This is a genomic window from Comamonas trifloxystrobinivorans, assembly GCF_043359985.1.
In the GTDB taxonomy this organism is placed as follows: domain Bacteria; phylum Pseudomonadota; class Gammaproteobacteria; order Burkholderiales; family Burkholderiaceae_C; genus Comamonas; species Comamonas trifloxystrobinivorans.
Genome location: NZ_JBHZGV010000021.1, coordinates 57,385 through 80,031, shown reverse-complemented (window position 1 = coordinate 80,031; position 22,647 = coordinate 57,385). Strand labels below are relative to the sequence as shown.

The 22,647-nt window shown below is 63.0% G+C and carries 21 protein-coding genes; 13 read left to right on the top strand and 8 right to left on the bottom strand.

Going from position 1 to position 22,647, the window contains the following annotated elements; translation table 11 throughout:
• Positions 1 to 199 precede the first annotated feature (199 nt).
• Both ACFIQF_RS21495 and ACFIQF_RS21490 read right to left on the bottom strand, forming a co-directional pair.
• Positions 200 to 1,249 carry a YiiG family protein gene (locus tag ACFIQF_RS21495; protein WP_393945690.1) on the bottom strand — a complete coding sequence of 350 codons (1,050 nt, stop codon included), beginning with the start codon at positions 1,247 to 1,249 and terminating at the stop codon, positions 200 to 202.
• Positions 1,250 to 1,438: 189 nt separating this feature from the next.
• Entirely contained in the window at positions 1,439 to 1,765 is a 327-nt protein-coding gene (locus tag ACFIQF_RS21490; RefSeq protein ID WP_393945692.1) for a hypothetical protein, read from the bottom strand.
• Between the two features lie 183 nt (positions 1,766 to 1,948).
• Here ACFIQF_RS21490 and ddpX point away from each other — a divergent pair, with 183 nt between their 5' ends.
• The 6 genes from ddpX to ACFIQF_RS21460 all read left to right on the top strand — a co-directional run bounded on the left by ddpX (position 1,949) and on the right by ACFIQF_RS21460 (position 7,986).
• Positions 1,949 to 2,518, top strand: a complete 570-nt coding sequence (ddpX, locus tag ACFIQF_RS21485) for a D-alanyl-D-alanine dipeptidase (protein WP_393945689.1) — start codon at positions 1,949 to 1,951, stop codon at positions 2,516 to 2,518.
• Positions 2,519 to 2,577: 59 nt separating this feature from the next.
• On the top strand, positions 2,578 to 4,188 hold the full coding sequence (locus ACFIQF_RS21480) for an ABC transporter substrate-binding protein (protein ID WP_393945688.1): 1,611 nt from the start codon (positions 2,578 to 2,580) through the stop codon (positions 4,186 to 4,188).
• Positions 4,189 to 4,287: 99 nt separating this feature from the next.
• Positions 4,288 to 5,388, top strand: coding sequence for an ABC transporter permease (locus ACFIQF_RS21475; protein ID WP_393945687.1), 1,101 nt, complete (start codon positions 4,288 to 4,290; stop codon positions 5,386 to 5,388).
• A gap of 5 nt (positions 5,389 to 5,393) precedes the next feature.
• Positions 5,394 to 6,332: a nickel transporter permease gene (gene nikC / locus ACFIQF_RS21470; RefSeq protein ID WP_393945686.1), complete on the top strand. Its 939-nt coding sequence runs from the start codon at positions 5,394 to 5,396 to the stop codon at positions 6,330 to 6,332.
• A gap of 11 nt (positions 6,333 to 6,343) precedes the next feature.
• Complete coding sequence (locus ACFIQF_RS21465; protein WP_393945685.1) at positions 6,344 to 7,228, top strand: ABC transporter ATP-binding protein; 885 nt, start codon at positions 6,344 to 6,346, stop codon at positions 7,226 to 7,228.
• Entirely contained in the window at positions 7,225 to 7,986 is a 762-nt protein-coding gene (locus ACFIQF_RS21460) for an ABC transporter ATP-binding protein (protein ID WP_393945684.1), read from the top strand. Before ACFIQF_RS21465 ends, ACFIQF_RS21460 begins: the two co-directional genes overlap by 4 nt.
• 105 nt (positions 7,987 to 8,091) lie before the next feature.
• On the opposite strand, the gene ACFIQF_RS21455 is transcribed toward ACFIQF_RS21460, so the two are convergent.
• Positions 8,092 to 8,343 (bottom strand): hypothetical protein, encoded by a 252-nt coding sequence (locus tag ACFIQF_RS21455; protein ID WP_393945683.1) that lies wholly within the window; start codon positions 8,341 to 8,343, stop codon positions 8,092 to 8,094.
• An 81-nt stretch (positions 8,344 to 8,424) separates the two neighbouring features.
• A complete protein-coding gene (locus ACFIQF_RS21450; protein ID WP_393945682.1) occupies positions 8,425 to 9,108 on the bottom strand; it encodes a hypothetical protein in 684 nt (227 codons plus the stop codon).
• Between the two features lie 129 nt (positions 9,109 to 9,237).
• On the opposite strand from ACFIQF_RS21450, the gene moaE reads away from it, so the two are divergent.
• The 7 genes from moaE (at position 9,238) to ACFIQF_RS21415 (ending at position 17,965) form a co-directional block, all read left to right on the top strand.
• The gene (moaE, locus tag ACFIQF_RS21445; RefSeq protein ID WP_393945681.1) at positions 9,238 to 9,696 is read left to right on the top strand and encodes a molybdopterin synthase catalytic subunit MoaE; all 459 of its coding nucleotides are present in this window, start codon (positions 9,238 to 9,240) and stop codon (positions 9,694 to 9,696) included.
• 296 nt (positions 9,697 to 9,992) lie between these two features.
• Positions 9,993 to 12,602 carry an ATP-dependent chaperone ClpB gene (gene clpB, locus ACFIQF_RS21440; protein WP_393945680.1) on the top strand — a complete coding sequence of 870 codons (2,610 nt, stop codon included), beginning with the start codon at positions 9,993 to 9,995 and terminating at the stop codon, positions 12,600 to 12,602.
• Positions 12,603 to 12,754: 152 nt separating this feature from the next.
• Positions 12,755 to 13,084, top strand: coding sequence for a hypothetical protein (locus ACFIQF_RS21435; RefSeq protein ID WP_393945679.1), 330 nt, complete (start codon positions 12,755 to 12,757; stop codon positions 13,082 to 13,084).
• 126 nt (positions 13,085 to 13,210) lie between these two features.
• Positions 13,211 to 14,644, top strand: coding sequence for an aldehyde dehydrogenase family protein (locus ACFIQF_RS21430; RefSeq protein WP_393945678.1), 1,434 nt, complete (start codon positions 13,211 to 13,213; stop codon positions 14,642 to 14,644).
• 389 nt (positions 14,645 to 15,033) lie between these two features.
• Positions 15,034 to 15,573 (top strand): GNAT family N-acetyltransferase, encoded by a 540-nt coding sequence (locus ACFIQF_RS21425; RefSeq protein WP_393945677.1) that lies wholly within the window; start codon positions 15,034 to 15,036, stop codon positions 15,571 to 15,573.
• A gap of 88 nt (positions 15,574 to 15,661) precedes the next feature.
• Entirely contained in the window at positions 15,662 to 16,882 is a 1,221-nt protein-coding gene (locus ACFIQF_RS21420; protein WP_393945676.1) for a methyltransferase, read from the top strand.
• Between the two features lie 78 nt (positions 16,883 to 16,960).
• Positions 16,961 to 17,965, top strand: a complete 1,005-nt coding sequence (locus ACFIQF_RS21415; RefSeq protein ID WP_393945675.1) for a tRNA dihydrouridine synthase — start codon at positions 16,961 to 16,963, stop codon at positions 17,963 to 17,965.
• Here ACFIQF_RS21415 and ACFIQF_RS21410 read toward each other — a convergent pair.
• From ACFIQF_RS21410 to ACFIQF_RS21395, 4 genes are all read right to left on the bottom strand, one after another.
• Positions 17,943 to 19,733: a phospholipase D-like domain-containing protein gene (locus tag ACFIQF_RS21410; RefSeq protein WP_393945674.1), complete on the bottom strand. Its 1,791-nt coding sequence runs from the start codon at positions 19,731 to 19,733 to the stop codon at positions 17,943 to 17,945. The genes ACFIQF_RS21415 and ACFIQF_RS21410 overlap by 23 nt on opposite strands.
• A 140-nt stretch (positions 19,734 to 19,873) precedes the next feature.
• Entirely contained in the window at positions 19,874 to 20,074 is a 201-nt protein-coding gene (locus ACFIQF_RS21405) for a hypothetical protein (protein WP_393945673.1), read from the bottom strand.
• A gap of 169 nt (positions 20,075 to 20,243) precedes the next feature.
• Positions 20,244 to 21,359: a bifunctional diaminohydroxyphosphoribosylaminopyrimidine deaminase/5-amino-6-(5-phosphoribosylamino)uracil reductase RibD gene (ribD, locus tag ACFIQF_RS21400; RefSeq protein WP_393945672.1), complete on the bottom strand. Its 1,116-nt coding sequence runs from the start codon at positions 21,357 to 21,359 to the stop codon at positions 20,244 to 20,246.
• Positions 21,360 to 21,540: 181 nt separating this feature from the next.
• Positions 21,541 to 22,608, bottom strand: coding sequence for a pirin family protein (locus tag ACFIQF_RS21395; RefSeq protein ID WP_393945671.1), 1,068 nt, complete (start codon positions 22,606 to 22,608; stop codon positions 21,541 to 21,543).
• Positions 22,609 to 22,647: the final 39 nt, after the last annotated feature.

Below are 22,647 nucleotides of genomic sequence, written 5' to 3'. Positions count from 1 at the left end.
AACAGCCAACAGCCAACAGCCAACAGCCAACAGCCAACAGCCAACAGCCAACAGCCAACAGCCAACAGCCAACAGCCTGCGAGCACAGTGCCGCTGGGCTATGCCATGTGTGGGTTCGGCGCTAGTCGAACCACATGAAAAAAGCCACGCGGCCTGATGAAGGCCAAGTGGCTTGTACGCAAAGCGCAAGCGCTGAGTATCAGTTCATCCGGTTGCTGTTCTCGATCAGCTGGTTGTACTCGCGCACCAAATGGTCGGGGCTGCCTTCCACCATCCAGCCGGAGCCGTTCGACAGGTTCATTTTCTCGCCAGAGCTGTAAGCCTGGTTGTCACGCACACGGCGGATGCGCTGCTTGGCGGCTACCAGGAACTGCTCGTACAGGTGCTCCATGGCCACAAAGGTCATGGGCGCTTGGGCGCCTGGCTCTTTGGTGTATTTCACCAGGCTGTCTGAGGCTTGTTCGTAGGCTTTGAGTTTGGCGTTGGCGGCCTCTACGTCGAACTTGTCTTCGGCGATCAGGTTCACCAACTGCTTGGCGGCGATCATGGTGGACATGTGCCAGTACTGGTATTTGCGGCCTTCCGCTTTTTCTACGGCGGCCAGTTCGGCCAGGTGGACCTTGTCGTTCTCGGCCTCCAGCGCGGCGCTGAAAGCTTTGGTGGCAGCGTTGTAGGCGTCGTAGTTTTTGACGATATCGGGGTGCATGGCCTTGCCTTGCGCCATCTGGTCGTCCTTGTAGTTCTCGCGGCTGTAGTACTTGTCGGCTTCCACCAAGGTCTTGCCCCAGGCCTGGATGGTCTCGGCATAGGCCTTGGCGGCAGCGTCCAGCTCGGGCAGGGCGGGTTGGGCGGCAATGGCGTTCAGCACGGGCTGGTTGCACTTGGCCAGGGTGTGCTCCAAGATGGTGTAGGTGCCGTACACCGTACGCTCCTTGCCGGTGGGGCCGGCCTTCATGTCCTTGACCCACGACGCATAGCGCTCCATCGCCTGGTTGGCGCGCTCATGGGTTTCGTTGAAGCAGTCGATATAGACGTTCAGTTTGGCCGATGGGTCGGCGGCTGCAGGCGCGGGGGGCGGAGCCGGGGCTGGTTCGGGCGCTGGCGCAGGGGCCGCAGCGGGGGCTGGGGCAGGTGTTGCTGCTGGCGCCGGGGCGGGTGCTTCGGCCGCTTTGTCGCCACAGGCAGTCAGGGCGAGCAAGGCAGTGGTGCCGGCAGACAAAGCCAAGCAGCGCAGAGGAGAGAGGTTCACGTTCGCAGTCCTTTATAGCAAGCGGAGCCGGGCTTGAATGACAGGCCAGGCAATAAAAAACAATCTATCAACAGAATATATTGATAAATTGTTGCTATTTATAAAGAGGGGCGGAAAACTCTGCAAAACTGTGCCATCTGTGGCGCTGCTGCCGCAAAAACAGGGCGCTGACAGGCCCGTTGGAGCCGCTCAGTCGGCGCGCTCGGGCAACAGCAGCTCTGGTGTTTGCCAGTTCAGCAGTTCGGCCAGGCGCAAGATCACCCAGCGGGCTTCGCCGGGGCTGACCACGGCGCCGTCGGCCTGCAAGCCTTGGAACATGGTCTGCAAAATCGCGCTCTCGGACGGGGCGCTTTGGTGGTAGAGAATCTGCGCCTGCTCCACCAGCATCTGCGCCAGGTCTTCGCACAGCTCATAGCGTGCCGCCACTTCGCCGAGCGGCGCTTGCAGGCGCTGCTGGCGGCCCTGGAACAGGGCGATGAAGGAATCGGGGATAAAAATCTGGCTGCCGTCTTGCATGCAAAAAGTGTAGCTGATGGTGACGGCTGGGCGGTCAACAGGGGTTAGTCCCAGCATGGCGGGCGCGCCATTGTGGTTATCGTATTCAGCAGTTTTTACGACCCAGTCCGCCGGGTTGACGCTGCTGCTGGCAGCGCGCCCCGGGTGCCACAAGCACCCGTTGCCGGCGGCAAATACACAGCTATGGCGCCCACCGCATCTCTGGTAGCAATCACCGAAAACGACCACGACGTTCGCCTGCAGCTGGCCTACGCCACGCCCCACAACTTCACCGGCCAGCCCGTTTACCGCAACGCCTACTGCTATCTGCACCCGGATGCGGAAAAAGCACTCACACGGGCCTCGCTGTCGGCGCGCCAAGCGGGCATGCGCTTGCTGGTGTTCGATGCTTTTCGGCCGGCGCGGGCGCAGCAGATTCTGTTCGACTTTGCCCAAGACCCGACCTTTGTGGCAGACCCCAAGCGCGGCTCGCACCACACGCGGGGCTGCGCGGTGGATGTGAGCCTGCTCGGGCTGGACGGCCAAGAGCTCGACATGGGCACCGGCTTTGACGCCATGCAGGCTGAGTCTTTCCACTTCTGTGCCGGCCTGCCCGAGCCCGTGCAGCGCAACCGCTTGCTGCTGCTGGGCATCATGCTGTCGGCCGGGTTTGAGCATATTCCCAGTGAGTGGTGGCACTACCAGTTGCCCGGCGCCATGCAGTACCCGCTGATCGAAGATGGTGCAGGCGGCTTGCCCAAGCTGATGGATTAGCGGGCACGGCGCTTGCTATGCCTTGTGGGGCTTTCAACAATTTTTGAGAGGAGTGTTCCATGCAAACAGTGATTCGTAGACAGGTTCTGGCCGCTGCTGCTGCGGTGGCTTGTGGTGCAACGGCGCTCGGCTGGCTGCCGGCCGCGCAGGCGGCAACGCCCAAGGACATGCTGGTGATGGCCGGCACGCTGGACGAGTTCTCCACGCTCGACCCGGCCGAGGTCTACGAGCTGGTGCCCATGGAATACCTCTCCAACACCTATGACCGCCTGATCCGCGCCAACCTGGCCAAGCCCGGCGAGTTCGACGGCGATGCGGCCGAATCCTGGAGCGTCAGCGAAGACGGCAAAACCTTCACCTTCAAGATCCGCTCGGGGCAAAAGTTCCACTCGGGCAACCCGGTCACCGCAGAAGATGTGGCCTGGTCGCTGCAGCGCACGCCTTTGCTGGGCAAGGGCGCGGCCGTGGTGCTGGCCGGCATCGGGCTGAACAAAGACAACGCGCTGCAGAACATCAAGCTGGTGGATGCGAACACCGTCTCCGTCACCACCGATCGCAAGCTGGCGCCGACCTTTGTGCTCTCCATCCTGGGCAGCTGGCCGGCCTCGATCGTCGACAAAAAACTGCTCACCGAAAAGGCCCAGGGCAACGACATGGGCAACGGTTGGCTCAAGACCAACGAAGCGGGCTCGGGCATTTTCAAGCTCAACAAGTGGACGCCCAACCAGACCTTGACCTTGGACCGTTATGACGGCCACCGCGCTCCCGCTGCCATGAAGCGCGTGGTGTTGCGCCATGTGCCCGAGGCGTCGGGCCGCCGCCTGCTGCTGGAAAAAGGCGATGTCGATATTGCCCGCGAGCTCAGCCCCGACGACATGGTGGCGCTGGAGAAAACCGGCAAGATCCGGCTCCAGCCCGTGCCGCAGGCGGTGGTCTATTACATGGGCATGAACCAGAAAAACGCCAACCTCGCCAAGCCCGAGGTGCGCGAGGCCATGCGCTATGCGGTGGATTACGAAGGCATTCAGAAGAACATCGTCAAATCGCTCTACAACGTGCACCAGACCTTCCTGCCACCCAACATGCTGGGCGCCTGGAAGAACAACCCCTACAAGCAAGACATTGCCAAGGCCAAAGAGCTGCTCGCCAAAGCTGGCGTGCCCGACGGCTTTGCGGTGAGCATGGAAGTGCGCAACTCCTACCCCTACAACGAGATTGCGCAGGCAGTGCAGGCCGACATGGCCAAGGCCGGCATCAAGCTGACGCTCAATATCGCCGACAACAAACAAACGCTGGCCAAGTACCGCGCCCGCACGCACGACATCTACATGGGCGAGTGGTCGGCCGATTACCTCGACCCGCACTCCAACGCCCAGGGCTTTGCCTGGAACCCGGACAACTCCGACGCCTCGCCTTTCAAGATGCTGTCGTGGCGCAATGCCTGGGACATTCCTGATTTCACCAAGCGCACCGATGCCGCCTTGGCTGAGCAAGATGCAGGCAAGCGCGCCCAGCTCTACGAGGCGCTGCAAAAAGACTTTCAGCCTGTCTCGCCCTATGTGGTGATGTTCAACAAGGTCAGCCAGGTGGCCATGCAAAAGAACGTCAAAGACTTCAGCGTCGGCCCGATCTACGACCTGGTGCACTACCGCAGCGTGAAAAAGGACTGATCGGTTTTTGCCTTGAGCGGGTGCCAGGCACAGGCGCCGCACCCGCTGGTTTCTCAAGGTGGCCGGGCATGCTTGGCCGCCAGGTTTCGATGGGTTTTTATGGCTTCTGCAATTGCTCCACCGCCGGCAACCGGCGCTGCCGCAGGCACCACGGCGCAGCGCCCGCTCTCGGCGCGGCTGCTGCGCAAAGCCTGGGGCGTGCTGCGCTGGCTGCTGATGCTGGCAGTCACCTTGCTGGGCCTGTTGGCCATCACCTTTTACATCGGCCGCATGGTGCCGATCGACCCGGTGCTCGCCGTCGTAGGCGACCGTGCCACGCCTGATATTTACAACGCCGCCAAAGAGGCCATGGGCCTCGACAAGCCGCTGTGGCAGCAGTTTGCGATGTATGTGCGCGATGTGCTGCATGGCCATCTGGGCACGTCGATTTTGACGAGCAACCCGGTGTGGGAAGACATCAAGCGCGTCTTCCCCGCCACCTTGGAGCTGGCCACGCTGTCCACCATTTTGGGCGTGCTGATTGGCGTGCCGCTGGGTGTGGCGGCCGCTGTGCGCCACAACAAACTCACCGACCATATCGCCCGCTTTGTCAGCCTGATCGGCAGCTCCATGCCGGTCTTCTGGCTCGGCATGATGGGCTTGATGCTGTTCTACGCCAAGCTTGGCTGGCTGCCCGGGCCGGGGCGCGTCGATGCCGTGTTTGACGGCATGGTGACCGAGGTCACCGGCAGCCTCCTGATCGACAGCCTGATCGCCCGTGAATGGGATGTGTTTGTCGATGCGCTGCGCCACATCACGCTGCCAACGCTGATCCTGAGCTACTTCTCGGTGGCCTACCTCAGCCGCATGACGCGGGCTTTCATGCTGGAGCAGCTGAGCCAGGAATACATCATCACCGCGCGCGCCAAAGGCGTGCCGGAATGGCGCGTCATCTGGGGCCACGCTTTTCGCAACATCGCCGTGCCCTTGCTCACGGTGATTGCGCTCACCTACGGCAATTTGCTCGAAGGCTCTGTGCTGACCGAGATCGTCTTCTCGTGGCCGGGCATAGGCTCTTACCTCACCGGCGCGCTGATGAATGCCGACATGAGCGCCATTCTCGGCAGCACCTTGGTGATCGGCACGGTGTTCGTCGTCATCAACCTGCTGACCGATGTGTTGTACGCGGTGTTCGACCCGCGTGCCCGTCGCAAATCCTGAGCGCCATGAGTACCGAACCTACCACCGCAACCACCACCGCCAAGCCGCCTTTGCGCGACTGGCTTTTGTCCGAGGCACCGGCCTCGCCGCGCCAGGCCTTCTGGGGCCTGTGGTACCGGCGTGCGCGCCGCTTTGCACGCAACCCGCTCAGCATGGCCGGCTTGCTGGTGCTGGTCTTGCTGCTGTTGCTGGCCCTGTTTGCGCCGTGGATCGCCACGCACGATCCGCTGGTGCAGGTGCTGAGCGACCGCCTGCAGCCCATTGGCAGCGCCGGCCACTGGCTGGGCACCGATCAGCTGGGGCGCGACATCTTCTCGCGCATTGTCTACGGCTCGCGCCTCACCTTGGTGATCGCCATGCTGGTGCTCGTCATCGTGGTGCCGATCGGCTTGCTGATCGGTGTGGTGGCGGGCTACTTTGGTGGCTGGGTAGACGCGGTGCTGATGCGCGTGACCGACATCGCCTTGGCTTTCCCCAAGATCGTGCTGGCGCTGGCCTTTGCAGCGGCCATGGGGCCGGGCGTGGTGAATGCGGTGATTGCTATCTCGATCACCGCATGGCCCGCCTACGCCCGCCTGGCGCGGGCCGAAACCCTGAAGGTGGTCGACAGCGATTACATCCACGCCGCCCGCCTGCAAGGCGCCAGCCACGCGCGCATTCTGTGGCGCTACATCACGCCGCTGTGCATGTCGTCCGTCATCGTGCGCGCCACGCTCGACATGGCCGGCATCATCCTCACCGTCGCCGGCCTGGGCTTTCTGGGCCTGGGCGCGCAACCGCCCAGCCCGGAATGGGGCTTCATGGTGGCCTCGGGCCGCAACGTGTTGGTGGATGCGTGGTGGGTTGCCACGGTGCCAGGTATCGCTATCTTGCTGGTCAGCCTGGCTTTCAATTTGCTGGGCGATGGCTTGCGAGACGTGTTCGACCCTAGGCACGCTGATTGAGGACTGCCGCCATGACTAATACGGAACCGTTGGCGCAAATCAGCAATCTGCGCATCAGCTTTCCTAGCTCTACCGGGGCGCTGCGCGAAGTGGTGCGCGGCATCTCGCTGAGCCTGCAGCCCGGCGAGCGCCTGGGCATTGTGGGCGAATCGGGCTCGGGCAAATCGCTCACCGGCCGCGCCTTGCTGGGCATGCTGGCGCCGGGGGCGGTGTGGTCGGCCGACGCCATGCGTTTTGCCGGCCAGGACCTGCTGACCATGAAGCCCGCAGCGCGGCGCCAGCTGTGCGGGCGCGACATCGGCATGATCCTGCAAGACCCGAAATACTCGCTCAACCCGGTGATGACCGTGGCCAAGCAGATGAAAGAGGCTTTCCATCTGCGCGAGCCGCAACTCAAAGGCGCGGCCTTGCAAGCGCGCATGGTGCAGGCGCTGGAGGCCGTGCACATCCGCGACGCGGAGCGCGTGCTTAAAGCCTATCCGCACGAGCTCTCAGGCGGCATGGGCCAGCGCGTGATGATTGCGATGATGGTCTCGTCCGGCCCCCAACTGCTGATTGCAGATGAGCCGACGAGCGCGCTCGATGTGCTGGTGGCCATGCAAACCCTGCGCGTGCTGGACGAAATGATTGCCCGGCACAACACCGGCCTGATCCTGATCAGCCACGATCTGGAACTGGTGAGCCAGTTCTGCGACCGCGTGGTGGTGATGTACGCCGGCCAGGTGATGGAAACCTGCGCCGCCGCTGATCTGCAGCATGCCGCGCACCCCTACACGCGAGCGCTTTTGGCTGCCAGCCCGCAACTGCACCATGCGCAAGACTGGTTACCCACGATGCAGCGCGACCCGCGCTGGCGCGAACCACAAAACGCCGCTACGGCCGGAGTTGCGCCATGATCGACATCCAAAACGCCAACATCGGTTTCGACACGCCGCAAGGCTTTAAAACCGTGGTGCACAGCGTCAGCCTGCAAGTGGCTGCTGGCGAAGCCTATGGTTTGGTGGGTGAATCCGGCTCAGGCAAATCCACCATTCTGCGTGCCCTGTGCGGCATGACGCCGCTCTCCGGCGGCCAGATGCAAGTGGCCGGCCAGCCCGTGGCCAAACACATGCCCAAGGCCCAGCGCCGCGCCGTGCAAATGGTTTTCCAAGACCCGTACGCATCGCTGCACCCGCGCCTGACCGTAGACCAAAGCCTGCGCGAGCCGCTCCTGATCCACGGCCTGGACCAGATCGACGCCCGCGTCACCCAGGCCCTGGCCGATGTGGGCCTGGACGCAAGCTTTCGCTACCGCTACCCGCACCAGCTCTCGGGCGGCCAGCGCCAACGCGTTGCCATCGCTCGCGCCCTGGTGCTGGAGCCGCAAGTGCTGTTGCTCGACGAACCCACCAGCGCGCTCGACGTATCGGTGCAGGCCGAGGTCTTGAATCTGCTCAAAAAACTGCACCAGCAGCGCGGCCTGACCATGCTGCTGGTCAGCCACAATCTGGCCGTGGTTGCCTTCTTGTGCAGCCGCCTCTCAGTCATGCAACACGGCGAAATCGTCGAAAGCCTGAGCACTGAGGCGGTGCGTGCGGGCGCTGTGCAGACTGACTATGCGCGGCGTTTGCTGACCGCGACCGAAGGCTACCACCGCGTGCAGGAAGCGGCATAAAGCACCTTTGCTAAGCCGCTTTGCGCGGCTTTATAAAAAAAGCTGCTGGCGTGCTTTCATTGCGCGCCAGCAGCTATTGTTTTTGTAGTTTCTGTGTTGGGTGACTTATGGCGTAAAGCGCTTTTCAAAGCGCGCCAAATCCTCTTCCAACTCAAACGTCACCACCTGTCCCATCTTGCCGTCGCTGTCGCGGCAGGCGGCGTAGACGCTGGTTTTGCCCGCCAGATCCATCGCCGGGATGTCGATGATCGCGTACGGGTGCGGCACAAACACATGGTGCTCAAACACGATGCGATGTTCGTTGCGCGGGTTGGGGTAGAGCAGGCAGCCGTGGGCGCTCAGGGTTTTGCTGACCATGGGGATTTTTCAAAAAGCAGGAATGGCGCTAGTGTGCCGCAAGCGCGATGGGCTGGTAGGGAGGATGGATTGCTGCCGACGTCAGCCGTTTGGAGCCATCAGTGCTGAGTTGTTCGCTTTTGTAAGTACTAAAGCACCGTCTTTAGAAGAGACGCTAAAAACTTGGCTGTAACTGTTGGGGCCAAGTGCCCAAAATGTTTTGGCGCTCGATTCCCGAAGAGCTATGACTTTTTTGAGCGCATTTCTTTCTGCACCTTTTGTTTCGGGTAAAGCAGAATTAGGTGTGTTTGAGTGCCGATGCATGTACTGGACCAGGGTGTCGATCTCTCGTTCGGTTTTCTTGACTTCGCAAAGCAAGAGTTCATCGGTCAATGAATGGTCATAGGCCACCAAGTCGAATGCCCAGTTCGCGGACTGAAGACCTAGTTGCTGAGCTGGCCAATGAAAATCTCTGGATAGACGGCACATTCCTGCCATCGTGATGATGGGCTCCTGCCAAAGGGTGATTTTGCGAGGCTGAGTAGTGCGAGATCCTTCCCAAAATATCTGCTCTTTAGCCTTACTTTGGGCCGTCAAGAAACTTCCGTTGTGATGGCTCACCAGCCCAGTGTCGACCGCTTCCATAAAGTCTCGGGCATCTTTGGGACTCAGTTTTCGCAACCCTTGAGGATCAAAGCCTTGCGACGAAAAACTGCGTGTTTCGCAGAAAGGCTCAAGCCACTCATTTTTGAGCCTCTTGGCAAAGTCATCACTGTGGTTTTTCATGTCCCAACTGTAACGAGACTCGGGTAATTTGCTGCTTATATTGGGAAAAATTCGGTGAATATCGCTTCATAGATGCGTATCTGGCCGTGCTAGGCTCGACCTTTCCCGATGTACTGAACGAGTTTCCCCATGTTCCACACCCATATCGCCGTCCAAACCGCTGACTTTGATGTGAGCGAAGAGCTGCGCTTGCTGCGCGCGGCGGATGCGCGCATTGGGGCGGTTTGCAGTTTTGTGGGCACGGTGCGCGATCGTAACGATGGCAGCAGTGTGGCGAGCATGGAGCTGGAGCATTACCCGGGGATGACGGAGAAGTCGATTGCCGAGATGGTGGAGGCGGCGCGCCAGCGCTTTGATATTTTTGGCGCACGCATCATCCACCGCGTAGGGCTGCTGCAGCCGCAAGAGCAGATTGTGCTGGTGGCAGTTTCCAGCGCGCACCGGGGCGAGAGCTTCCAGGCTTGCGAGTTTTTGATGGACTACCTCAAGACCGAGGCGCCTTTCTGGAAGAAGGAAGACACGCCCGAAGGCGCCCGCTGGGTGGACGCGCGGGTGAGCGACGAAGCGGCCATGGCGAAATGGCGCTAGTCGCCAGGCGGCTGTCCGGCACAGGCCCGGGCCGCCCCGCATTTGATCTGTCGCAAATGCTTGCAATCTGATACATCTGCCGACCCTCGGCACGGCGCTTGCAAAAGCATAGCGGCAAGCGTCGATTCCATTTGTATCTTCCTGATATCAGGGCTGCCTGCCTTGGCAGCTCGGCGCTTGGCCGTGCTTTCGCCTGTCATAAAACGGCCCATTTCGCGGCTGGCAGCCGCTTGAAAATCTGCTCGGCATCGCCAGATATTCGTCAGTTCAATTTTCCTAACGGGAAACCAATAATCATGCGAATCGACAAACTTACAACCAAATTTCAAGAGGCACTGTCGGACGCCCAATCGCTGGCGCTCGGCAACGACAACGCGTATATCGAACCCGTGCATGTGCTGACGGCCATGCTGCGCCAGCCTGACGGCCCCAAGTCGCTGCTGGCCCGTGCCGGTGCCAATGTGACTGCCATGACCACGGCGGCTGAGAACGCCATCAAGCGCCTGCCGCAGGTGCAGGGGCAAGACCAGGTCAGCGTGGGCCCCGAGCTGCAGCGCGTGCTGCAGGCCACCGAGAAAGAGGCCATCAAGCGCAACGACCAGTTCTACGCCAGCGAGCTGTTTTTGCTGGCGCTGACCGACGACAAGGGCGAGGCCGGCCGCATCGTCAAAGAAGCGGGATTGACCCGCAAGGCATTGGAAGCGGCGATTGACGCCGTACGCGGAGGACAGAGCATGGACAGTGCAGACGGCGAAAGCCAACGGGAAGCCCTGAAAAAATACACGCTGGACCTGACCGAGCGCGCCCGCAGCGGCAAGCTTGACCCGGTGATCGGCCGCGACGACGAGATCCGCCGCACCATCCAAGTGCTGCAGCGCCGCAGCAAGAACAACCCGGTGCTGATCGGCGAGCCCGGTGTGGGCAAGACCGCCATTGTCGAAGGCCTGGCCCAGCGCATTGTGGCCGGCGAGGTGCCCGATACCCTGCGCGACAAGAAAGTGCTGGTGCTGGACATGGCTGGCCTGCTGGCTGGCGCCAAGTACCGTGGCGATTTTGAAGAGCGCCTGAAATCTGTGCTGAAGGAAGTGGCGCAGGAAGAAGGCCGCATCATCCTCTTCATCGACGAAATCCACACCATGGTGGGCGCCGGCAAGGCCGATGGCGCCATGGATGCCGGCAACATGCTCAAGCCCGCACTCTCGCGCGGCGAGCTGCATTGCATTGGCGCCACCACCTTGGACGAGTACCGCAAGTACATCGAAAAAGATGCGGCGCTGGAGCGTCGTTTCCAGAAAGTGCTGGTCAACGAGCCTTCGGTGGAAGACACGATCGCCATTCTGCGCGGCCTGCAAGAGAAGTACGAAGCGCACCACGGCGTGGACATTACCGACCCGGCCATCGTGGCGGCAGCCGAGCTGTCGGCGCGTTACATCACCGACCGCTTCCTGCCCGACAAGGCGATTGATCTGATCGACGAGGCAGCGGCCAAGATCAAGATCGAGATTGATTCCAAGCCCGAGGTGATGGACAAGCTCGAACGCCGCATGATCCAGCTCAAGATCGAGCGCGAGGCGATGAAGAAGGAGACCGACGAGGCTTCGCAAAAGCGCCTGGCACTGATCGAGGAAGACCTGGCCAAGATCGAGCGCGAGTACGCCGACATGGAAGAGATCTGGAAAGCCGAGAAGGCCGATGCCATGGGCAGCGAGCAGATCCGCAAGGACATCGACCAGATCAAGTTCCAGATCCAGGAAGCCACGCGCAAGGGCGATTTCAACCAGGTGGCCGAGCTGCAATACGGCAAGCTGCCCAGCCTGGAAAAGCAGCTGGCCGATGTGCAAAAGGACGAAAAGGACGAGCAGACCAAGGAAAAAGGCCACAAGCTTTTGCGCACGCAAGTGGGCGCCGAAGAGATTGCCGAGGTGGTGAGCCGTGCCACCGGTATCCCGGTGGCCAAGATGATGCAGGGCGAGAAAGACAAGCTCTTGCACATGGAAGACAAGCTGCACGAGCGTGTGGTGGGCCAGGACGAGGCGATCAGCGCCGTCTCCAACGCCATCCGCCGTTCGCGCTCGGGTCTGTCCGATCCGAACCGGCCGACCGGCTCTTTCCTCTTCCTGGGCCCGACGGGCGTGGGCAAGACCGAGCTGTGCAAGGCGCTGGCAGGCTTTTTGTTTGACAGCGAGGACCACCTGATCCGCATCGACATGAGCGAGTTCATGGAGAAGCACTCCGTCTCGCGCCTGATCGGTGCGCCTCCGGGCTATGTGGGTTACGACGAAGGCGGTTACCTGACAGAAGCGGTGCGCCGCAAACCGTACAGCGTGATCTTGCTCGACGAGGTGGAAAAAGCCCACCCCGATGTCTTCAACATCCTGCTGCAGGTGCTCGACGACGGGCGCCTGACCGATGGCCAGGGCCGTACCGTGGACTTCAAGAACACGGTGATCGTGATGACGAGCAATATCGGCTCGCAGCTCATCCAAGCCATGGTCGGTGAGTCGTATGCAGATGTAAAAGATGCGGTCTGGGGGGAACTGAAGAACCATTTCCGGCCCGAATTCCTGAACCGGATTGACGAGACGGTGGTGTTCCACGGTCTGGATGCGAAGAACATCGAGTCCATCGCACGCATCCAGCTCAAGCAGCTGGAAGGGCGTTTGGCCAAGATGGATCTGCATCTGCAGGTGTCGGACAACGCCATGGCCGAGCTCGCCAAGGTGGGCTTTGACCCGGTGTTTGGTGCGCGTCCGCTCAAGCGGGCCATCCAGCAACGGATCGAGAACCCGCTGTCGCGCTTGCTGCTGGAGGGCAAATACCCGCCCAAGAGCACGATCCCGGTGTCGGTCGATCCGGTGCAGGCCCCTGGCGAGTTCCATTTTGGCAAGCCGGTGGAACAAGCCTGATACCCTGGGTAACCATGTAGGACAAACAAGCATTCGCTAGCGCTATGCTTGTTTGACAATCTGCAGCCCGTCTGGGACTTGAAAAATAGCCAGCGGCGCCTACTATGAAGTGGTGCGCCGCTGGCGCAGTGCAAATATTGAAAGGAAGTGCGTTGAACGAATTGTTGGCAACTCTGGTGGGCTGGACTTTGCGTGTGGTCGTGGTACTGGCCGGGCTGGTGTTTTTTGCCAGCCTGCTGGTGGTCGCCGCCATTGGCGCGCTGCTGTGGGGCGCCCGCATGCTGTGGGCCAAGCTCACCGGCAAACCGGTGGTGCCGTTCGCCTTCAAGATGAACCCGGCCTCGGGCTGGACCACGGTGTACCGCAGCACCGCCCGCTGGACGGCGCAAGGCCGCAGTGGCAACGCAGCGGCGGCAACGTCCCGCCCGGCCGTGATCGACGTGACGGATGTGGAACCCCGCGAGATTCGTTCGCAGCACTGATCTGGCACTGCAAGCCATTCTTTGCAGAGCAAAGCAAACCCGGTTTGGCGCCCCGCGCTGGCCGGGTTTTTTTATGGCCGCCGTGGGCCTGGCCGACCGGCCCGTTGAAGGAAAGTGGAAAGCCTTATGGACGTGAATGAGCTGCCCAGCCGCTTTGCTGCCATGCGCGCAGCCAGCCGCGCGGAGCCGGACACGCCCGTGCTGGTGCGGCGCGAGCGCCTGCTGCGCCTGCAGAAAATGCTGGTGGAAAGTGAGCAGGCGCTGTGCGAAGCGGTGCAGGCCGATTTTGGCCAGCGCTCTGCGCGGGTGACCGAACTCACCGAGCTGGTGCCGCTGCACAGCCAACTGCAGCTGGCCTTGCGCCAGCTCAAACGCTGGTCGGCCGCCCGGCGCGTGAGCACGCCTTTGCAGCTGTGGCCGGCGCGGGCCTGGGTGCAGCCAGTGCCGCTGGGCGTGGTGGGCGTGATTGCGCCGTGGAACTACCCTTTGCTGCTGGCGCTGGGCCCGGTGGTGAGCGCGCTGGCGGCGGGCAACCGCGTCATCGTCAAACCCAGTGAATACACGGCACAAACCAGTGCGTTGCTGGCCGATCTGGTGCCGCGCCATTTTGCCGACGACGAGCTGGCCGTGTTGCAAGGCGATGCCGCAGCCGCGGCCGATCTGGCGGCACTGCCGCTCGACCATTTGCTTTTTACCGGCTCCACCGCTGTGGGGCGCAAGGTGGCGCTGGCGGCAGCCAACCAGTTGGTGCCCACCACCTTGGAGCTGGGCGGCAAATCGCCTTGCTTGCTGGAAGCCGGTTGCGATGTGCGCGCCGCCGCCCGCAAGATCGCCCATGCCAAGCTCTTGAACGCCGGCCAAACCTGCATCGCACCCGATTATGTGCTGCTGCCGCGTGGCAGCGAAGCGGCTTTTGTCGATGCTTTCAGCCAGGCTGCGCAGCAGATGTACCCCAGCTTCCAGGGCAATGCCGATTACGTCTCGCTCATCCACGCCGGCCATGCCAGCCGTATTGACGCCTTGCTGACCCAAGCCCAGCAGCACGGCGCGCAGGTGCTGCGCCTGAGCGACAGTGGCAATGAGCCGCAAAACCGCATGGGTGACGGCATCAGCCGCCAACTGGCCCCCGCTTTGGTGCTGGGCGCTACGCCCGAGATGGCGCTGATGCAGGAAGAGATTTTTGGCCCGGTGCTGCCCGTGTTGGTATACGACGAGCGCGAGGCGGCGCTAGCCACCATCCATGCGCAAGAAATACCGCTGGCCTTTTACTGGTTTGGCAGCGATGCCAAACAGGGGCGCGAAGCTGCGCGCCGTGTGCGGGCCGCAGGCGTGTGCCTGAACGATTGCCTGCTGCAGTTTGTGCACGACGGCCTGCCGTTTGGCGGCTGGGGCTCCAGTGGTTGGGGTGCCATCCATGGCGAACACGGATTTATGCGCTTTTCGCACGCCAAACCGGTGTTGCAAAGTGGTTCCTGGTCGCCTGCGAGCAGTTTGTACCCGCCGTATGGGCGGCGTTTTGATGCGCTGCTGGGCCTGCTCAAGCGCTGGCTGCAGCGCTAAGTTGCTGTTTTTTCTATAGCAGCGCGGCCTAGGGTAAACGCCTAGCGCAAATGCCGACGCTTGCAAACCCCTGCGTAAATTGACCTACAAGCCAAGAGAGGGACTACCCAAATGATGTCGGGAGTGCGACAATGGCGGGCTTTCGAGCACCACACCACTTGCGGCGCGCTGTTCACGCGCTGACTCTTCCATACACCCTTAAAAACAGCCATTGGCAGCAATTTGTGCCTGCCTTTGCTGGCGTGAGCCATGGCGTGCTGCAGCCCTTATGTCGAGCCCTTGTGAGCTCCATGAAGGGGACTGGCACCCGGCCGGGCGGGATGGTCGCAGTGTACGACGAGTTGTGCGTGCTTTTCGCTTAATTCATTGATTTTTGTTTTCGGTTTTTCATGTCTGAAACTATCACCATCCAGGTTCGTCCCGCAACCCTCCGTGATGCCAAAGCCATTGCCCAGATCCACGCCGCTGCCTCGGTAGAAGCCTATCGCGGCGTGCTGCCCGATGACCAGCTCAAGGCCATGTCGTCGGTGGAAAAACGCCAGGCTTACTGGCGCGAAGCCATCGAGTTCTGCGAGCCCCAGGTGCAAGTGGCTGTCGAGAACGACAAGATCGTCGGTTTCGTGGGCTTTGACCGCTCGCGCGACGCTAAAACCCGCCCCACCACGGGCGAGATCTGGGCTATTTACGCTGCACCTACCCATTGGGACCAAGGCGTGGGCGTGGCCCTGTGGGACGCTGCGCGTGACGGCCTGTCCGAAGAAGGCTGCACCACCGTGACCGCCTGGGTGCCGCTGCGCAACGAACGCGCTCTGCGCTTCCACGAATCGGCCGGTTTCAAGCGCGAAATGTCGACCGCCAAGACCGCCACCGTGGGCGCCATCAAGATTGAAGAAGTGCGCATGCAGCGCTCTTTGATGAACCGCGGATAATTTGCATCGGCTCGCCATGCGGCGGGCCGGGCAGCCATCCCGCCCCAGGCCGCCTGTGCGGCCTTTTTTGTTTTTGAAAGCAGCTTTTATGACCACCGCTTCGCCAGAGGCTTTTGCCACCATCGAATGGACCGAGGAGGGCGCCGAACACCGCGCCCGCTGGCGTTGCGAGCGCGGCAGCGCGGCCCCGGCGCGGGTGGCGCTGGCCGACGACACCATGCCCGCTGACGTGGCCTACCGCCTGGCCTGCGAAGGCACGGCCTTGCTTTGGCGTGGCGATTTCCAGAACGCCCGTATGCTGCTGCAAGCTCTGGGCCGCCGGCTGGACAAAACCGGCGCGCGCAGTGCCAAGAAAAAAGTGGTGCCGCCCGCCAAGGCCGGCTTGCCTGCTGCGCAGCTGTCGCTGCCTTTCCACCAGCAGCGCCAACTGCAGGCGCAGCGTGCGCGTGTGTTGTCGATGCTGCTGATTGAGCTTGATGCGCAGTACGGCATGGCTTTGCGCCGTGCGCCGCAGGTAGAGGCTGCTTGCAGCGAAGCCTGGGGCGCAGCCGCTGGTGAGCTGAGCAATGTGGTGTCGCTGCGCGAGCTGCAAGCGCTGGTAGGCGCGCACGAGTGGCGCAAAAAGGGTGTGGAGATTCCCGCGCTGGCCAAGCTCAATGCCAAGGGTTATGCGCGCATTCACCCGCATTACGGTGTGTTCTCGCCGGTGCGTGGCGAATATATCGATCTGATCGCTCAGGCACCCTTGCCCACGGCTTTGAACAAGCAGTCGCTGGCTTTTGATATTGGTACGGGTACCGGCGTCATCGCTGCTGTGCTGGCGCGCCGTGGCATCAAGCAAATCATTGCTACCGACAACGACCCGCGTGCACTGGCTTGCGCGGCCGAGAATCTGGAGCGCCTGGGCGCCAGCGCCCAGGTAAAACTGGAGCAGGCCGATCTGTTCCCTGCCGGCAAGGCCGCGCTGGTGGTGTGCAACCCGCCTTGGGTGCCCGCCAAGCCCAGCGCGCCGGTGGAGCGTGCCGTGTACGACGAAGGCAGCCGCATGCTGCGCGGCTTTCTGAGCGGCGTGCCCGCCCATCTGGCGCCCGGCGGCGAGGCCTGGCTCATCCTCTCGGACTTTGCCGAGCACCTGGGCCTGCGCAGCCGCGACGAGCTGCAAGCCTGGATTGCCGAGGCGGGCCTGCAAGTGGTGGGCAAGCACAATATCCGCCCGCGCCACCCCAAGGCGCAAGACGAAACCAACCCGCTGCACCGCGCCCGCGCTGCCGAGATGACCACGCTGTGGCGCTTGCAGGTGGCCTGGTAAGCGGCGTTCACTGAGCGCGTTGCAGGATCGCCGCCAGCATCCCAGGCGGCAAATTTTCAGCTGTTTTTCACCACGACCATGCGTTTGCTGTTGGCCCCGATGGAGGGCTTGCTCGATTTTGTTTTGCGCGATGTGCTCACCAGCATTGGCGGGGCTGACCGCTGCGTGTCCGAGTTCATCCGCATCACCGGCAGCCTGCTGCCCGACAAGGTCTACCTGCGCACCATGCCCGAGCTGCTGGCTGGCAGCCGCACAGCAGCGGGCACGCCGGTGCGCGCCCAATTGCTGGGCAGCGACCCGGCCAGCATGGCGGCCAATGCGGCGCGGCTGGCGGCCTTGTCGCCCGAAGGCATTGACCTGAACTTTGGCTGCCCGGCCAAGGTGGTGAACCGCCATGGCGGCGGTGCATCGCTCTTGCAATACCCCGAGGCCATTCATGCGGTGGTGAGCGCCGTGCGCGCAGCGGTGCCCGAGCAATTGCCTGTGTCGGCCAAGATGCGCCTGGGCTTCAACGACCGCGCCCTCATGCTGGAATGCGCCCAGGCCATGCAAGCCGGCGGCGCTTGCGAGCTGGTGGTGCACGGCCGCACCAAGCAGGACGGCTATCGCCCGCCCGCTTACTGGGACCAGATTGCCCGCATCCGCGAAGCCGTGCGCTTGCCCGTGGTGGCCAATGGCGAAATTTGGACGGTCGAAGACGCACTGCGCTGCCAGGCCGAATCGGGTTGCCAAGACCTGATGCTGGGGCGCGGCATTGTGGCGGATCCGGGCCTGGCCTGGCGCATCCGCAAAGCCTGGGCCGAGCGCAGCGGCGAGCCTGTGCCCGCCGGCTACCGCGATGTGCAGTGGCCCGACCTGCTGCCCGCCTTGCAGCGCTTTTGGGATCTGGTCTGCGCCGATCTGGAGCCGCGCCAGCGCGCCGGCCGCCTCAAACAGTGGCTGAACCTGATGCGCCGCGCCTACCCCGAGGCAGAAGCCGCCTACCAGCATGTGCGCGTGATGACGGACCAGCGCGCCATCACCATCTGGCTGGCGCAGCTGCAGGCCGAGGCGGGCTTGCTTACAGCAGCGAATCCGGCGTAATTGGCGCAATCAGCTTGAGCATCAGCCGCAGCGGCAAGCTGGTGTCAGGCTCGGTGGTTTCGTTGCTCAGGCTGCTGCCTTCGGGCGCCACCCACAGCAGCTTGCCGTCTTGCAGCTGCACTTTCCAGGCACCGGTTTGCAGGCCTTTTTCGATCATGCTGCTGGCCTGGCCGGCCAGCTTGCGGCTGCGCACCAGCACCGCAATCTCGGTGTTCTGCAGCTTGGAGCGCTGGTCCAGGTTCATCGAGCCGATGACGAAAAGCTGCCCATCGAGCACCAGCACCTTGCTGTGCAGCATCAGGCGTTTGCCTTCGCTGAAACTGTTCTGGCCACTACCCACGCCAAAGGCGGCGCGCAGATTGCTGTCGTCGCTGATCAGCTCGAACAGCTCCACGCCGTCGCGCAGCAACTGCTCGCGGTAGCGCGCATAGCCAATGTGGGCAATGGGTGCGTCGTTCGACGCCAGCGAATTGGTGAGAATACGCACGCGCACGCCACGTTGCACTGCCGCTTTGAAGGCGGCCTGCATGCTCTCGCCGGGCACAAAATAGGGCGAGACGATCAGCAACTCTTTGCGTGCATAACCCAGCAGCGTTACCAGGCCATCCACCACCGAATCCGCCGCCGCTGGCGCCTCGGCATTGGGTGTGAGCGCGGCCGCTTGCAGGCGCAGTGCGCGCAGCGATTTGCTCTCGATCACGCCGGGCGCGGTGGTAAGCGCCTCGGCATTGCCGTCGGAATCGACCGCTGGAATCTTGCTCGGCGCATCGGCCACCATTACCGCCAAAGCCCAGACCAGCGGCACACGGCGCAGATCGAGCGGCTGCATGTCCCAGGCCTTGGCATGCTGGCTGGCAGGAATGCCGCCTTGCGGGCGCGGCTCGCCGTCGGGCGGCGTGGGGCGGCTGCCATTGACGTCGCCATCACCATCGCCGCCGCGCTCGGCACGCGCTGCATCGCTGGCCTGGTAGGCCTGGTGCATGCTCTCCAGCTCTTGCTTGCTGATGAGCGACTGCACCGGGTAGGCGCGCTGGTTGTTCCAATAGCTGTCGAAGCTGCGCGAGAGATCGCGCACCACCGGGCCCACGGCCAGCACATCGGTGTCTAGAAAACTGGAGTTCTCGTCCGCACCAAAGTACGCGTCGCCCAGGTTGCGCCCGCCCATCACGCCCATCACGTTGTCGGCCAGAAACAGCTTGTTGTGCATGCGCTGCTGGGCACGCTGAAAATCGGTGGCCGCGTTCCACATGCGGCTGAGGCTGGACTCGCGGTTGCCGGGCAGCGGGTTGAACATGCGCATCTCGATGTTCGGCTCAAAAGCCAGCCGCATCACCTGCGCGTTGCGTCCCGTGCCATGAAAATCGTCCAGCAACACGCGCACCCGCACACCCCGGCGTGCTGCGGCCACCACGCTCTCCAGAAGGCGAGCGGTGCTGGCGTCGGCGTGGATGGCGTAGTACTGCAGGTCGAGCGTCTTCTGCGCGCCTTGCACCAGCGCCAGGCGTGCGCCATAGGCGGCTTGCGCGCCCGCCAGAATCTCGAAACCCGAGGCGCCGTTGCCCGCCTTGTTCTCGGCCTGCTTGCGCTGCGCCGCCAAAGCGGCCAGCGGGAGCTTGTTGTCTGGCACCACGGCGTGCGAGACTGGGCGCTCCACCTGGGTGGGCAGCTTGCTGGCGCAACCGGCGAGCAGGCTGGCCGCCACGAGCAAGGAGGCGCAAAGCAGGCGGCCGGGCTGGGCGCGGTGGGGTGTGGCAACAAGGGGCGGCATGGGGAGTAAGGGCGAACAAACAGCCCGGCTATTGTGCCGCCTCTGGCTAACGGCCTGTTGCACTGCGATGTTTAGACCTGCGCCAAGGCGTATCGCCGCAGCAACGCAGGCTTTGCCAGTAGCTTGTGCTGGCGCAGAAACTAGCGGCCGGGCGCAGCGTACAAGCAAGTTTTGTTGAGCTCTGGAGGAGATTTGAACATGCGTACATCCACTTTAGTCACAGCGGCCTTGGCCGCCATCTTGGCGCTGGCTTTGCCGGCTGCTGATGCCTCGGCGGCGCGCAAGAAAAGCGATAGCAGCGCTGCTTCGGCCAGCCAGCCGAAGAAGTCGGTCAAATCCAAGCGCAGCAAGAGCAGCAGCGAGGAGACTCGCGGCGAGCGTGAGAGGCGGTTGCGGGCGGAGTGCAGGGGGTTGCCTAATGCTGGCGCTTGCCGGGGGTATACCGATTAAGGCTGCGCCTTGGCAATGGTTGGGCGCGGCTTTTCAGACCGCCAACTTCTGTGATGAGCCTTAAAACTCGTAGTGCCCAGGCAAACGAGCAATCAAGCGCTGGTCTGGCTCCAAGGCAGTGGCGGAGACTATTTCCAGCCGCGCAGCATCGGCCAATTGCGCCAAATTCATGCCGCCAAAAGCATCTTGGCCGCGCCCCAGCAGCAGTGGCGCAATGTACAGCAGGCATTCGTCCACCAAGCCCGCTTGCAGCAAAGCGCCGTTGAGTACGCCGCCGGCTTCTACGTGCAGCTCGTTCACTTCGCGCTGGCCCAGGTCGCGCAGCATGGCTGGCAGATCGACTTGTGGCTGCTCGCTGCCCGCTTGCGGCAAAACGATAACGGTGGCGCCCGCTGCCTCCAGCGCGGCGCGGCGCTCGGCGTGGTCTTGGGCGGCGTAGATCAGCACCTGGCGGGGCGTGGTAAACAGGCGTGCTGTGGGCGGTGTGCGCAACTGGCTGTCCACCACCACCAGGCGCGGCTGGCGCGGAGTGGCAATGTCGCGCACGTTCAGTGCCGGGTCGTCGGCCAGCACGGTGCCGATGCCCGTCAAGATGGCGCAAGCGCGGGCGCGCCAGTAGTGGCCGTCGGCGCGGGCTTGCGGGCTGGTGATCCACTGGCTGCTGCCGTCGAGCAAGGCGGTTTTGCCGTCCAGCGACATGGCGGCCTTGAGCCTTACCCAAGGCGTTTTGCGCACCATGCGGCTGAAAAAGCCAATGTTCAAATCGCGTGAGGCAGCGCCTCCTTCGTCTGCGCTGGCCACTTCCACTTCTACCCCGGCGGCGCGCAAGCGGGCAAAACCGTTGCCGGCAACGAGCGGGTTCGGGTCGGCCACGGCGGCCACCACTTTTTTCACGCCCGCGGCCACCAGCGCGTCGCAGCAAGGGCCGGTGCGGCCGTGGTGTGAGCAGGGCTCCAGCGTTACGTAGGCAGTAGCGCCTGCCGTGGCATGGCCGCGGGCTGCGGCGTCGCGCAGCGCCATCACTTCGGCGTGCGGACCGCCCGCTTGCTGGGTGTGGCCCTGGCCGATGACGCGGCCTTGCGCATCGACCAGCACGCAGCCTACGCGGGGGTTGGGAGAGGTGATGAACAGCGCCTGGCCAGCCAGGTCGAGCGCGCTTTGGAGGTGTGCGTCCACGGCAATGAGTCGATAAAACCGGAAAGCGCTATTGTTGCAGGCCCGGCCGGGCTGCGCCGCCAGCGGGGCTCAATCGCCGCCGATGTTGAGGGCGCTCACCTCTCCGCGCCCGCAGAAAAGCAAGAAAAAAGGCCCGCCATTGTTCAATGGTCGGGCCTGGTCGGCAGCGGTGATAGCGGGCTTATTCGGCTGGCGCCTCCACCCGCCCATCCGGGTGCTGGGCAAAGCGCTTTTTTGTGCCGTGCGTATGGGCTCGGCTGGGCCAGGGCCAGCCGCCAAACTGGGTGCGCTGAAAGTCGTGCAGCGCCTGCAGCACTTCTTGCTGGCTGGTCATCACAATCGGGCCTTGTGCCACCACGGGCTCGCCAATCGGCTTGCCTTGCAGCAGCAACACCTCGATCACCTCGTTGCCGTCGTTGCGCAGCGGGGCGGGGTGGTCGGCTTGTACCTCCACCATCACTTTCTGGTTGAAGCGCTGGCCGTCGATGGTAACGGTGCTGCCTGTCGTCAGGTAGAGCGCACGCCTGGCGGCGCTGCTGCCAGCGGGCAGCACCAGGCTGGCACCGGGCTCCACGCGGATGATCCAGATCGCCACGTCCGCACCGGGCTCGCTGGCCCAGGAGTCAGGCGGCGGCGTCAGTGCCTTGGCCAGCTTTTGGCCGCCAGCTGCTGCCGGGTCTACTGGCGCGTAATCGCCGGCAATCACTTCCACCTCGCTCTTGCGGCCTTGGGCGTCGGTTTGCACCACGTGCGGAATGTCGCCGGCCCAGAACATGGTGAAGTCGGGCTTGGCCATCTTGCGCTTGGCGGGCAGGTTGAGCCAGAGTTGGAAAAGGTCGAGCGTGTTCGCCTTGTCCTCGTGCACCATCGGGAACATTTCGCCGTGCTGTACGCCGCTGCCGGTGGTGAGCCACTGCACATCGCCTTCGCCGTAGCGGGCGGTAGCGCCCAGCGAATCGGCGTGGTCCACCAGGCCTTGGCGAACGATGGTCACGGTCTCAAAGCCGCGGTGCGGGTGCGCCGGAAAGCCCGGCACCTGGTCGCCGTGGTACATGCTGAATCCGTCTTTGCCGCTGAAATCCATGCCTATGTCGCGGCCCTGCAGCAGTTGGGCGTCGGGTCCGAGCTGGCCGTTGCCTGCCGGATAGTGGTCCTGGTGGTAGGCGCCAAAAATAAAGGGGTCGATGCCCGGCAGGCGCCGGTCCAGCGCCTGGGCGCTGATGATGATGGTGGGGTTGCTCTCTTGCATGGCGGTTGTTCTCCTCGGGTGATGCTCAGTAGCTAATGG